Origin of the sequence: Actinopolyspora lacussalsi (genome assembly GCA_030803735.1) — a bacterium.
GTDB classification, from domain to species: domain Bacteria; phylum Actinomycetota; class Actinomycetes; order Mycobacteriales; family Pseudonocardiaceae; genus Actinopolyspora; species Actinopolyspora lacussalsi.
In genome coordinates this window covers 3535642-3549019 of the sequence record JAURUC010000001.1, presented here as the reverse complement: position 1 = coordinate 3549019, position 13378 = coordinate 3535642, and the positions used below count along the sequence as shown (strand labels likewise).

Below are 13378 nucleotides of genomic sequence, written 5' to 3'. Positions count from 1 at the left end.
ACGGTGCCGAGAAGCTCGAGTGAACATCACGCCGCGTCTCCGGTGATCTCGCGAGAGCGTGACGCGGGGAGCCCGAGGCGGTGCCGAAGAAGGACGACGAGTGAGCCGGAGGTGGCCGATGTCGTGGCGACAGAACCCCAGTGATTCCGACGAGCGGGCCGTGCGACCGAGCGGGGAGAGCCCGAACCACGCTGCTGAGGGGGACCACGCTGCTGACGGGGAGCACCGGGTGAACGGTGAGGCCGGGAAGGACGGCAACGTGCTGGTCTACACCCGCCCGGGCTGTCCGTTCTGCATCTCGCTGCGCGCCGGACTGCGCAGACACGGCGTGAGCTTCGAGGAGACCGACATCTGGCAGGACGAACGGGCGGCCGCCGCTGTCCGGGAACTCGCCGATGGCAACGAGACGGTTCCCACCGTGGTGATCGGTTCCTGGTCGGCGGTCAACCCTTCGGCCGAGGCCGTGCGCGAGGCCGCTGCGACGCACGCTCCCGCAGCGCTACCGGAGAGTGAACCGGGCCTTGTGAACGGTGCGCTTCGGGCGTTGCGGTTGCGTGACTCCTGATCGCGGCCTCCGCCCGGTCTTCGGGAATGCTCGGCCGGGTCCTCCCGCTGGCTCTCACCGTGGGAGGACCGGCGGCGTTAGTTCGTCACGGAGCCGAGGACCGGGGTCGGCCGTACGGGGGGCGTTACGACCGACCCCGGCTGTTGCCATCGCCGATGGCGCGATATCGACGAGCTGCAACCATTCCAGTGTGACCCCGAGGAACCCGAAAACGGTGCGATTCCGCTCCCAATAACCCCCGAACGGGGGTGTGGTTAACGGGTGGATTCGGTTCGAAATACGCGAATCGTGCGAGAGCGCTCAGCCTGATCCGCCGGGTGAAGGGCAGACTCTCCGGTGCCTTCCGTCCGCGTGGTATCTGCGTAACCGTCCGGTGCGGTACGGGAGCCGGGTCACGAGTGTCAACCTGGTGTTCTTCGGTCCGGTGGTGACCGTGCGCCCGCTTTCCCGGCTCGAGTGGTCAGCCGTGGTGGCCGCCCTCGGGACGGTTTCCGGGGGGACGAAGCTGGTGTCCACCGGTTCACCCAGCGAGAGCCGGTGAACCCGCCGTGCCGGGCCGGCGAGGTGTGCTCGGGAGTGTTCGACGGTTCGCGAGTGTGTCACGTTTCGTTGTGTCATGTCTCCAGCCTGCTGGTCAGTACGAGGGACAGGGATCCGTGCGGCTACTCATGAGTTACCTATTGTCGGCAGCCCGCTGGTTCGTTCGAGTGAAGTAAGTTCCCTCGCACACAGAGTCGTGCTTGTCCGAGTCGTTCCTGTCCGGGCGAGTGGTCACTGTTTCGTTCGAACGGGTTTCGTGATCCCGTGAGCCCGTACGACGTCGGGAGGTTCGGCGTCGCGGGAACAGCTAGCCGAAAGGTATGGTCTAGACCATGTTGCGATTGAGTGGTGTCGGCGTCAGCAACGGTCAGGCCGCCGGCCCGGTGGTCCGGGTCGCCGAGCCCCTGCCCGAACCCCCCGCCTCCCCCGCCGTGACGGATCCGGGAGCCGAGGCCGCGCGGATCTCACCCGCCGCCCAAGCCGTGGCCGACGGACTGTTCGCACGCGCCGCGGGCGTCGAGGGAGACGCCAAGGCCGTCCTGGAGACCACCGCCGCGATGGCGATGGATCCCTCGTTGAGCTCGCGCGCCGAGCAGCTCGTGAGCCAGCGCGCGGTGCCCGCACCACGGGCAGTGCTGGAAGCCGCCGACGAGTTCGCGGAGTCCCTGCGGGCCACCGGTGGTTACCTGGCCGAACGGGTGCGTGACGTGCACGACGTGCGGGACCGGATCATCGCCGAACTGCTCGGTGTGCGGCCTCCCGGCGTTCCCACCCTGCTGGAGCCCAGCGTGCTGCTCGCGCGGGACCTGGCGCCCGCGGACACCGCTGATCTGGATCCGGACCTCGTGCTGGCCCTGGTGACCGAGGAGGGCGGTCCCACCAGTCACACCGCGATTCTCGCCCGCTCGTTGGGAATCCCCGCCGTGGTGGCGGTACGCGGACTGCTCGCCGGGACCTCCGCGATCGCTGCCGAGGTCGACGGTGACAGCGGGGCGGTCGGACTGTCGGAGGAGCGGGTCGAGGTCCGCGCCGCCGAACGGGCCGACACGGCGAACTGGACCGGCAGCGGCGGCACCTCGGACGGGAGCCGGGTCAAGATCCTCGCCAACGTGGGCGCGGCCGCGGACACGGCGGCAGCCGTCTCCTCGCGGGCCGAGGGAGTCGGGCTGTTCCGTACCGAGTTCTGCTACCTCGCGGCCGAGGACGAACCGGACGTCGCCACCCAGCGGGCGGCTTACGCGGAGGTGCTCGAACCGTTCGCCGGAAAACCCGTCGTGGTGCGCACCCTGGACGCGGGTGCCGACAAACCGTTGGGATTCCTGGAAACCGGTGCCGAGCCCAACCCGGCGCTGGGTGTGCGCGGGTTGCGGGTGGCGTTCGACCGGCCGGAGGTGCTCGACCGGCAGCTGGCCGCCATCGCGGCGGCCGCCGGGGACTCGGGGGCGGACGTCTCGGTGATGGCTCCCATGGTGGCCACCCCGGAGGAGGCCGCCTGGTTCGCCGAACGTGCCAGGACGGCCGGGATCGCCCGCGTCGGTGCGATGGTCGAGGTGCCAGCGGCGGCGTTGGTCGCCGGAGAACTGCTCGAAGCGGTCGACTTCGTCAGCATCGGTACCAACGACCTGGCGCAGTACGTGTTCGCCGCCGATCGGCAGCTCGGCGCGCTGGCGGGGCTGAACGACCCCTGGCAGCCCGCCCTGCTGCGGTTGATCGCCATGATCGGTCGTGCCGGGGGCGAGACGGGCAAGTCGGTCGGGGTCTGTGGTGAAGCGGCCGCCGATCCGCTGCTCGGCCGGGTACTCGTGGGGCTGGGCGTGAGCAGTCTTTCCATGGTCGCCACGGCCGTTCCCGCCGTGGGGTCGGCGGTTGCCGGTGCCTCGTTGCGAGCCTGTGAACGAGCCGCCGAGGCAGCGCTCGCCGCGTCGGACGCCGCCGGAGCCAAGGCGGCGGCGCGTGCGGCGTTCGAATGAACCCCAGCGGCTACTCATGGTGTGCACGAAGCTCCACCGGGGAGGCTTCAATCCGGTGGAGCCTCGCCCTCCTGGTCGAGCCCGTGCTCGATCGCGTAGCGGGCGAGTTCCACCCGGTTGTGCAGCTGCAGCTTCCGCAGTGTGGACTGCACGTGGTTCTCGACCGTGCGGTGCGAGATCACCAGCTTGTTCGCGATCTGGCGTGCGGTCAGGCCCTTGGCGACCTGCCGTAGCACGTCCGTTTCCCGTTCGGTCAGCCGCGGCGGGTCCGGATTCGAGTCGTCCGGGGTGACCGCCATCCGCCGGTACTCACCGAGCACCAGGCCCGCCAGACCGGCGGTGAACACCGCGTCTCCCACCGAGGTGCGTCGTACCGCGTCCACCAGCTCGTCCACGGAGGCCGACTTGACCAGGTACCCCGAGGCCCCGGCCTTGACGGCCTCCAGCACGTCGGCGTGCTCGCCACTGGCCGACAGCACCAGGACCCTGGTTCCGGGTATTTCCTGGGTGATCTGGCGGGTCGCCTCCACCCCGGAGGTGTCGCCCAGATTGAGATCCATCAGCACCACGTCCGGGTGCACGGTCCGTGAGATGCGCAGTGCCGAGACCGCGTCGCCGGTGGTGGCGCTGATGCGGAATCCCCGTTCGGTGAGGTCCCGCGCCACTCCGTCTCGCCAGATCGGGTGATCGTCGACCACCATCACCGAAATCTCCGATCCCGTCATGTTCTCGCTCCTCAGTAATTCCCGCGTTCCCGTGCACCACTGTGCACGGCCCGGTCCCGCGAATCGGCGCGAGTGAGATGGATTTCCCATTCGGTGCCCTCACCGGCCGAGGTGTCCAACGTGACAGTCCCACCGAGACTCTCCACCCGACCACGGATCGACTGCGCTACTCCCATCCTGCCCGCGGCGACCGCTTCCTCCAGTCTGCCTTCCGGAATACCGGGACCGTTGTCCCGAACGCTGAGTACGATCTCTGAACCCAGATCCTCCAGCAGGATCCAGGCGTGTGCTTCCGGTCCCGCGTGCTCCGCGACGTTCTGGAGGGCCTCGCTGGTGACCGAGTACAGGGTGGTGACCGTTTCCGCGGGCAGCGTGACCTCGGTGGCCGGTACCGAGACGTTGACACCCGTGCCCTCGAACGCTCGGAGGCGCGCGGCCAGGTCCGTGCTCGTGCCGCCGCGTTCGGCCGGGCCGGTGGAGACCAGGGCGCGCAGCGCCGTCTCCTGCTCACCGGCCATGGTGGCCAGTTCGGCGGCTTCGCCGCCGAGCTCACCACCCCGGCGTCGCACTCGTGCCAGCACCTGGAGCACGCTGTCGTGGATGTCGCGTGCCAACCGCTCGCGTTCGGCCGTGGCCGCCTCGGCGCGCAGCGCTCTGGCCAGCCGCCGGGTGGAACGCTTGGCGGTTTCCGAGGCGAGCCCCAGCAGCAGTCCGATCACCAGGTGCAGCGCCGTGTCCATCCACATGTTGGGATCGATGTAACCGCGCATGGCGAAATTGGCCGACGCCGCGGCCGCGCCGCTCACGAACCCTCCCGGCATGCCGCACCGTACCGCCGCGGCGGTGACCATCGAGGCGTGCCACATGGTGACCACGGTCGGCAGGCCCTGTTCCAGCTGGTGCTCGGTGAGTACGAAGTAGCAGAGCCCGAACAGTCCCGTCGTGACGAACTGGTCCAGCAGCACCAGTCGTTTCGTGCGGCCCGACGGTTTGCTGTAACGCCAGATGGTGAACGCGGTCCAGGCCACCATCGATGCCATGATCAAGGAACCCAGCACCGGTTCGCGGTAGTCGGGCAGCATGACCAGGAACCACACGAAAGCGTAGATCAGGGTCATCACGCGTAGTCCGTTGTGTGCCCGCCAGAGCGGGATGCGACCGTCCGGGACCGCTTCCAGCTGTCCGTCCCGGTTCGTCGTGGTGTGCGGGGATTCGCCTGTCGTCGTGAGTGTTCGCCACATTCTCGGCCACAGGGTTCGGTTTCGGTGTCCGTCCGTGCTGTCGCTGGTCGTGCTGCCCACTCTTCGGCGTTCCTTTCCGGCGAACTTGCCAGGGCCATACGTATCGACGAGCGCGCCGGGCTCCTCGTTCCAGCCTTCGCGGAGTTCGCTCCAGGACCTTCGCGCCGGTTTTCGCCCCGCGCCGTGACTCTTCTCCGCACGTCGTGACGTGCGAACCAGCCAAGCGTGAATCTTATTCGCCTTAGTGCGGCGTGGGCGAACCGATTATCGATCGCACAACGGCGCTTTCCCCGCGGCCACGACAGACCCTTCCCAGCCCGAGGCTCGCTTCCGGAGTGACAACGACGTTCGGAACGGGCTCCCGAAGGCCGCTGTCGACGCCGTCAACGGACCGATGGGTTCACCGAACGGAACCAGTCGATCACCTCGGACATCCAACGGGAAACGGGGTTCCGCGTGTGATCGACGCTTCGGATCGAACGCGGCACAGGGTGTGGCTTCGAACCCGACCGGATCTGTGCGAGGCTCCCGGCAGGGGAGGAGTGAGAGTTTCATGGGGTACTGGCCATTGTGGAGGCTCAGGCCCGCGGCGCTGGTCTACGTACTCGCGGTGCAGGTCGTGGCCGTGTCGTTGGTGTTCGCGGTCATCCTGACCACCGCTCCTCCGACGTCCGACACGCTGCACCGCTTCGGGATGCTCGCGTTCACCGCCGGCGTCGTGATCGTCGGCACCTCGTTGTCCATCCAGCTGCGCGACGAGGTGCGCCGGGACCCTTGGACGATCCACATCTGCTATCTCGTCACCGGCATGCTCACGCTGCCGCCGAACATGCTCGTGCTGTTGTTGCTGGGCCCCGCCCTGCACGGGGTGCTCGACGTGCGCGGCGAGTCGTACCGGTGGATGTTCGTCACCGCCGCCACCGTTTCGGCCACGTTCGCGGCCCGCGCGGTTGTCGGATGGCACGAGCCGCGGTGGAACCCCCTGCTGCTGGTCGCCGGTTCGGCCACCCTGCTGCTGCTTCGGGCCGCGATCGTGGCACTCGGGCTCCGACTGCGCAGACCACGGGCGACCAGGGCCGAGTTCCTGGGGGATCCGATCGATGTCCTGCTCGGCATCGTCGCCGCCGCCCTCGGCATCCTGCTGGCGGTGGCGATGGAGCTTCACCCGGCCAGTGCGTTGCTCGCCGCACCACCGATGGCGTTGCTGGACATGGCCGGTCAACTACCGCAGTGGCGGCGCTCGGCGCAACGGGACGGCAAGACCGGACTCGTAAACGCGGTCCACTGGGACAAGCTGGCACGCGCGGAACTTGGCAGGGCGAGCTCCCGGCAACAGCGGGCCGCGATCCTGCTGCTCGATCTCGATCACTTCAAGCGCGTCAACGACGAGCTCGGACACCTGGCTGGAGACGCCGCGCTGGCCTCGATGGCGTTGATGCTGCGTGGCAGTGTCCGCAAGGGCGACCTGGTGGGGCGCTTCGGCGGCGAGGAGTTCGTCGTGCTGTTACCCGACGCCGACATCCCGGCCGCTTGCGAGATCGCCTACCGCATCCGGAGTTCCACCGCCTCGCTGTCCGTACCCGCCCGGGACACGCGAGGAGTACACCGTGAACTCGACGATCTCACCGTCAGCATCGGTGTGGCCGCCACCGAGCGGGTGGGCTACGAGCTGGAGGACCTGCTGGTGGCCGCCGACGCGGCCCTCCTCGCCGCAAAGGCGGGCGGGCGCAACGCCGTCAGCCTTGCGTAGTGGTTTCGTATGGTCCCGTTGCATAGCTGGTCGGTTAGCCGGCACGTGAGTCGGCGCCTTGCTTCGTTGGGCCGGCTCTTGAGTAGCGACCTACGCGGCGAGCGGCCCGGCCTTGCAATGCATCCGACTCACGCACCGGGGACACCCGCGCTGCTCAGCCGCATGGTTCCGCCTCGACAGGCGGTACCGGTGCGACGGCGATTTCTCGAGAAATCGACGCCCACGGGGCCACACCGCCGCACCGGGCGTCAATTTCCCAAGAAATCGCGGGGCGGTGGGACGACGCGGTACTTGAACCCCCACCACCCGCTCGGCGCCACCGCACCAGAGTTTCCGCCGCGCCACCCGCTACGGCGATCGAGCTACGGTAACCCTTGATTTCCGAATCATTCGGGTGCGGGCTCTTCGCCATCGCTCTCGGGGGGTTCCCGACCGCCTTCCACCGCGGCGGTGGCCGGTTCCGCTTGCCCGTCGCCCTCGTAAAGCGCGCGGACGGCGGAGTTGAGCATCGCCAGCACCGGTACGGCCAGCAGCGTACCGATGATGCCCGCCACTATGGCTCCCACGCTGATCGCCAGCACCACGGCGAGCGGGTGCAGCCGCACCGCACGGCCTATCAGCAGTGGCTGCAGCACGTTGCCCTCGAGCTGCTGCACGCCGAGCACCACCCCGAGCGTCAACAGCGCGGAGATCGGTCCATTGGCGACCAGGGCGACGAGTATCGCGACCGCTCCGGACGCCACGGCACCGACGATCGGGATGAACGCCGCGAGGAACACCAGCGCCGCCAGCGGCACCACCAGCGGGACACCTATTATGGCCAGCCCGATTCCGATGCCCAACGCGTCACCGACGGCCACCAGGCCGGTCGCCCGGATGTAGCCGATCAGCGAGTCGAATCCCCTCGTGCCCGCCAGATCGAGCCGGGAGCGCAATGGTTCCGGCATCGGGCCCAGCAGGAACAGCCAGATCCGCCTGCCGTCGTGCAGGAAGAAGATCAGGGTGAACAGCATCAGCAGCATCCCGGTAAGGAAGCTGCCGAAGGTGGTGGCCGTGGCCAGCGCTCCGCTGGTGATTCGCTGCTGGTTGTCCTGCAGCCAGTTCCCGACCTGGTCCACGTATCTGTTGATCTGCGCCTCACCGAGGTGCAGCGGACCGGTGGCCGCCCACTCCCGGATGGTGTCCAGGCTGGCCATCAGTTGTCGTTGCAGGTCGGGCAGGCCCGCGATGAACGCGTTGATGACGAAGGTGAGGATGCCTCCCACGGCGGCTAGTCCGCCGACCAGTACGACCGCGGTGGCCAGTCCGCGCGGTACGCGCAACCTGGACAGTGCCGCCACGGCCGGAGCCAGCAGCGCGGACAGCAGCAGCGCGATGGCCACCGGGATGACGACCACGGACAGCCTGCCCACCAGCCAGCCGAGGGCGTACAGCATGCCGAGAATGACCAACACCCGCCAGCTGAGGGCTGCCGTTGTGCGTATCGCGACCGGAACCCTGGCGGCTTCGTCCGAATCCGTGACCTTGAAGACGCTCACACCGCAACCGTATACGCATGTGGTGGATCACGGTGGTGACTCACGGCTCCGGTTGTGCCGTGTCCGGTTCGGGACGTACGCGGAATACCGTTCTGTCACACGATGTGACGAACCGAGCGCTGAATGAATGCGAACCGGGGGATGTCTTTGGAAGAGTGATCGTCGGCAATCCGCTGGGCGTGCTCCGGTCCGGTTGTCCGTCGGCTCGACGGAACGTTGTTCCTCGACCGGCGTGGCGATGGACCGCACGCGAGGATCGGCAGGTGCTCGACCGCCTTTCCTCGTCCGGGCCCGTCCCGGCGGGAATGTCGTTCCGAGGAGGCTGCGGAGTTCATGTTCGATGGCGAGCAGTGGGTGACGGCCGACCGCCAACGGCGGTGGCTGTCCCGTGCGCTGGTCGCTGTCGGGGGAACCGTGGCCGGTGTCTCCGCTGCCTGGCTCTTCGGATCCGCGCAGGCGGTGGCGGTCGAGCAACCTTCCGAGGACGGTACGCTCCGACAGGTCGGGGCGCTGATCCGACACGTCGACGACCGCTCTCCCGGCTCGGGAACGGGTGGTTCCGAGGCGCACGACCGCTACGACGCCGAGCGGGCGGAATCCCGCGCGGAGCCGGGTACGGGCCAGTCGGGTCCGGTGTCGACACTCCCCCGGGCGCTGGGTCCCGAAGCTTCCGCTCGAACGACCACGGTGGATCCGGTCGGCGGTGCTGTCGGGAGCGGTACGGCGACCCGAGTATCGGGCGAACCGGCCGAGGCGGACCGGGCCGAAACCGGCCCATCCCGAACTGATCGAGCCCGGAGTGATCGAGCCCGGAGTGATCGAGCCCGGAGTGATCGAGCCCGGAGTGATCGAGCTCAAACCCCCCTGGCCGTTTCCGCGGAATCGGACGGCGGAAAGGTAACCGGAAAAGAAACCGATCCACTGGGGACTGTGCTGGATCGCGACGGGCTCCGGGGAACCACCGACCGGCTGTCCGACTCGGTTTCCGATGGGCTGCGGACCGCGCGACGTGAGGTCGATCCGTTGCTGCGCCCCGTCGAACGAGTGACGGGCACCGTGATTTCCGGGACAACGGGCGAGGAATCGCTCACCGGAGCGGTCGAGTCGGGTCTGGGGGGACTGCACGACTCGCTACGCGAAACGGTCTCCGGGGAAACGCCGGGCGATATTCCGGACGAAGCCTCCGGCGGCATCGGTGGTACGGCGGTACTACCCGACGACGGTGTGTCCGCCGCACATCCCGGCGACACCTCCGACGAGACCGGGTCGAACGACTCCGGCGCGTCCGGTTCCGAATCCGACTCCCGGGAAGCGGCGGCGTTCGCCGCGATCGACCGGAACATCGCTTGGCTGAACCACGAATCGCGCTCCGAACGCGACGGTTCGCCCACGGAAGATCGTGGCGGGAAACTTCCTTTCCCGTCCGGTGACTGCGGCTGCGACACGGATGCCAACACCTCCGGCGGCGGCTCGCACGGCGGCTACGGTCTCGGGGACTCGCTTCCCGTTTCGCGGTCCGCCGTCCCCTCCCCCGGCGCCATAACGCGCGCCAATGTTTACGACCCCGCGAGCCCCGAGGGGCCGCAACCGGGTACCACTCCCGACTGATTCTCGGTCCGCCGTGGCGGACCGCCTCGGGCCGGTTCGAGTGGTTTCCACTCACCGTCACACCCGAGCAGTGTTTTTCGCCCTCCGCGACTTCGACCCCGAGTGTTACCGGAACCGGAATCCGGGCTCGCTCGATCGGGTCATTCAGCAATCGCAGTTCTCACAAAGCTTGCGTGCAGGGGCACTCCTGTATCGCGGGAAAGGAATCGGAGGAGAGTTCCATGCAGACTTGGGCAAGGCGAGGCGTGCAAGCAGCGCTGGTGACCGGCGGAATGCTCGCGGCCGGTACCGGCGTAGCCGCGGCGTCCGGGAACTGCCCGGATCGTCCCACCTCACCGCTCGGTGACCCGCTGACTCCCGCGGAAGCGGCCGGAGACGGCACTCCCAGCCGCAGTGGGCTGTGCTTCGCCGGTGAGTTGTTCCCGGAGGACGGCAAGGATCCGTTCCGGGACACGGTCGCCAACGCCACTGCCGACACCCTCGTCGGCGTCATCGAACCCATACGCGACGTTCCACCCGAGGTCGACAACGAGCGCACCCAGCGGCTCCCCCGCATCACCGATGCGTCGGAGCCCGATGTGGAACGGACCGTCGAGCGGACCGTCGAGCAGACCGCCCGGCAGCACTGGATCCCGCCTCGTGCGGAATCGGCGGAGCGCCTGCCGGTGGAACCTCCCCGCTCGGGGCCGTCCACCGGGTTGCCCGAGTTGTCCTGGCGCACGGATGTGGCACGTTCCGCTCCGCTCGGAACCCCCGACCGTGTCGAGGCTCAGCCCAGGGAACGCTCCCGGGGGAGGCACGCGGCGCAGGAGACCAAACCGGCGGACGGCTTCCACCGCTCGTTGAGCTGGTCCGGGCCGATCGGCGGGGTCGTCGACACGCTCGTCGACGCCCGGAAGCGAGTCGATGCCCAGCCGCACGTCGACGAGAGCACCACCGAGACGCTGCCCCTCGCACTGGTCACACCGCACACCGATCCCGCCGTGGCTCCCGAACTGGCCGCCCCACGCGGCGAGGGGATCGTCCAGGCCGGTCCGGCCGTGCGGTCGCGTAACTCGCCGGGGCTGCTGCTCACCGATTCGGTCGATCTCACCTCGTCCGGGCTGGACACCGGGCCGGATCTGCGCGCGGTGCCGCGTGAGCTGCTGCGCTCGGCGCTGTCGGCGAGTTCCGGCGTTGAGCGCCCAGCCGAGGAGGCCGAGCCGCTCCGGCTGCCGAGCGAGGCGCATCAGCGAGCCGAGCAGATCCCCACCCTGGTGGCGCCGGAACTCCTGGTCGCCACTCCGGATTCGGCGAGCGGTCCGGACGGTGCCGAGCTCGCCGAGCCGCTGGGCGAGTTCAACGCCTTCGACGGCAACGTCGAGACCGGCGGCTTCTCCCGCATCGCACGCGAGTTGAGCATCGAGGCCACCACCGTCATCCCGGCGTACGAAGCCGAGGAGGACGAGGTCTTCTTCAGCGAGCGTCCCGAACTCTCGCGTGTGGTGGTGCGCGAGCTGGACGAGTTGGCCGCCGCGATGCCGGAGCGCCAGCAGGTGGTTTCCAACCCGTTCCGCGAGCGGCCCACCGCCCGTGGTGCCGCACCGGCGACGATGATGGCGCTGCCGCTGCTCGACGGGCACACCTATCCACTGCCCGCCCTGGATGCCAACGGTATGCCGAAGGTCGGTGCCGTGTGAGCGTCATGGCGGGGTCGCCGCACGCGTACGCCCGGGACTGACCACCCCGGAAGTACGCGTCCTGCCGCCCTCGCGGAGCCGCTTGGCGATTGTCGGTAGCCGCGGGGCGGCGTTATCGGGGCCGGGGAGTTGGGAACTCCCCGGCCCCGATTGTCGTCTCGGACCAGGTTGCCGCGTCAGGGAGCCTCACGTCCGGGATCGCCGCTCTGGTGGCTATTCAACCGCCGTGTCCGTCCGGCGCGGTCGAGCTCGTGCTCCCCGCCGGACCGGATCCCTCGGAAACCGGCCGTTGACCGGGATTCGCCGCACCGGGATTCGCCGCCTCGGAAATCGATGTCCTCGCCTCGGAATTCGAGTACCGGCCTTTCCAGCCGAGAAACGCTTGGTAGACCAGGAAACCGACTCCCAGGTACACATAGGCGTTGCCGATCAGGTGTTCGAAGAAGTTCCACGTGAGCTCCTTGCCGTCACCCTGCGGAACCAGCCAGTGCGGACCGATCAGGTAGAGCTCCACCGCGAGACCCAGCGAGAGCAGCAGTGGCCAGTCGCGCCGCGTGTACCCACGTCCGAACAGCAGCACCAGCCCCGGCACTATCCAGACCCAGTGGTGCGACCAGGAGATCGGCGAGATCAGCAGGCCGAACACCGCGTTGATCACCAGCGCTGTCGAGTGGTCCCGGCGCTGTCCCTCCCGGGCGCGCAGTGCCGACAGCATCCCGAACACCGCCAAGCCCGCCATCAGCAGGATCAGTATCCCGAGACAGACGCTCAACCAGGGTTCCGGCACGGTGAGCTTGCTCAGCAGCGAGCGCAGCGAGACGTTGCCCGCGTAGATCGAGGCATCCCCCGTGAACCGCGGTCCGAACGAGACGTCGCTACTGGCGAACACCTCGCGCAGCCAGAACTCACGCGCGTCGTCGAATGCGAGCAGGAAACCGAGTGCCACGGTCACCAGGAAGGTCAGCACCGTGGTCACGATCGCGCGCAGGTCCCGGCGCAGCAGGAAGAACAGCAGGAACACGGCGGGTGTGAGCTTGAGTCCCGCCGCGATGCCGAGCAGTATCCCCCTGGGGTAAGGCAGCTTGCGGTGGCCGTCCGCCCGCCACAGGCAGTCGACGGCCACCAGCGCCATGAGCACCAGGTTGATCTGTGCGTAGGTGAGGGTTTCCCGTACCGGTTCGGCGAGGGTGGCCAACGGCAGCACCGCGGCGGTGACCAGCAGGACGGTTCGTCGGTTCGACGGGGAGAACTCGGCGGTTCGTAGTATCACGTACAGCGTGATCAGCAGGGCGACGTGGCTGACGAACATGATCAGTGCGACGGCGACCGTCTTGGAGACCAGTGCCAGCGGTGTGAACGCGACGGCCGCGAACGGTGGGTAGATGAACGGGAGCCGCAGCCCCACTTCGGTGGGCGGTAGGTCGTGATAGATCGGTTGCCCGTTCAACCACGCCTGTGCTCCGAGCCGGTACACCTCGCCGTCGATGTGTGCGTGCGGGTCGATGGCCGAGACGAGGACCACCGCGAGGAACTCGCACAGTGCGATTACACAGAGTATTTTTCGGTGTTCGTACACCATGCTGACAAGTGATCCCCGTTCGGGGAATTGTGTTGTCGGCCGCACGCTGCCACCGTCCTGTTGGTCCTGCTGGTTCGTCGGGCGATCCGGGAACCGCGTCCGTTCCCACTCGGCCTCCGGGAACTCCGAGTCGCCGAGTGCCCGTGTCGCGGGATCCGCCACGCAGCACGACGGAGCCCGTGG

At 68.4% G+C, this 13378-nt stretch carries 9 protein-coding genes; 5 read left to right on the top strand and 4 right to left on the bottom strand.

The annotated features are described in order from the left end of the window. Positions 1 to 229 precede the first annotated feature (229 nt). Both J2S53_RS15915 and J2S53_RS15910 read left to right on the top strand, forming a co-directional pair. The gene (locus J2S53_RS15915) at positions 230 to 565 is read left to right on the top strand and encodes a glutaredoxin family protein (RefSeq protein ID WP_456242806.1); all 336 of its coding nucleotides are present in this window, start codon (positions 230 to 232) and stop codon (positions 563 to 565) included. A gap of 872 nt (positions 566 to 1437) precedes the next feature. Continuing rightward, a complete protein-coding gene (locus J2S53_RS15910) occupies positions 1438 to 3075 on the top strand; it encodes a phosphoenolpyruvate--protein phosphotransferase (protein ID WP_456241644.1) in 1638 nt (545 codons plus the stop codon). Positions 3076 to 3122: 47 nt separating this feature from the next. Here the strand turns inward: J2S53_RS15910 and J2S53_RS15905 are convergent, their stop codons facing one another. Then, a complete protein-coding gene (locus J2S53_RS15905) occupies positions 3123 to 3800 on the bottom strand; it encodes a response regulator (RefSeq protein WP_456241643.1) in 678 nt (225 codons plus the stop codon). Between the two features lie 11 nt (positions 3801 to 3811). Beyond that, positions 3812 to 5041, bottom strand: coding sequence for a MacS family sensor histidine kinase (gene macS / locus J2S53_RS15900; RefSeq protein WP_456241642.1), 1230 nt, complete (start codon positions 5039 to 5041; stop codon positions 3812 to 3814). A 553-nt stretch (positions 5042 to 5594) separates the two neighbouring features. Here macS and J2S53_RS15895 point away from each other — a divergent pair. Further along, the gene (locus J2S53_RS15895) at positions 5595 to 6791 is read left to right on the top strand and encodes a GGDEF domain-containing protein (RefSeq protein WP_456241641.1); all 1197 of its coding nucleotides are present in this window, start codon (positions 5595 to 5597) and stop codon (positions 6789 to 6791) included. Positions 6792 to 7177: 386 nt separating this feature from the next. Here the strand turns inward: J2S53_RS15895 and J2S53_RS15890 are convergent, their stop codons facing one another. Then, positions 7178 to 8329, bottom strand: a complete 1152-nt coding sequence (locus tag J2S53_RS15890; protein WP_456241640.1) for an AI-2E family transporter — start codon at positions 8327 to 8329, stop codon at positions 7178 to 7180. 930 nt (positions 8330 to 9259) lie between these two features. Between J2S53_RS15890 and J2S53_RS15885 the strand changes: the two genes are divergently transcribed. Together J2S53_RS15885 and J2S53_RS15880 are read left to right on the top strand one after the other, a co-directional pair. Next, positions 9260 to 9937, top strand: a complete 678-nt coding sequence (locus tag J2S53_RS15885; protein WP_456241639.1) for a hypothetical protein — start codon at positions 9260 to 9262, stop codon at positions 9935 to 9937. A 221-nt stretch (positions 9938 to 10158) separates the two neighbouring features. Further along, a complete protein-coding gene (locus J2S53_RS15880; protein WP_456241638.1) occupies positions 10159 to 11616 on the top strand; it encodes a hypothetical protein in 1458 nt (485 codons plus the stop codon). 217 nt (positions 11617 to 11833) lie between these two features. On the opposite strand, the gene J2S53_RS15875 is transcribed toward J2S53_RS15880, so the two are convergent. Then, entirely contained in the window at positions 11834 to 13195 is a 1362-nt protein-coding gene (locus J2S53_RS15875) for a glycosyltransferase 87 family protein (protein ID WP_456241637.1), read from the bottom strand. Positions 13196 to 13378: the final 183 nt, after the last annotated feature.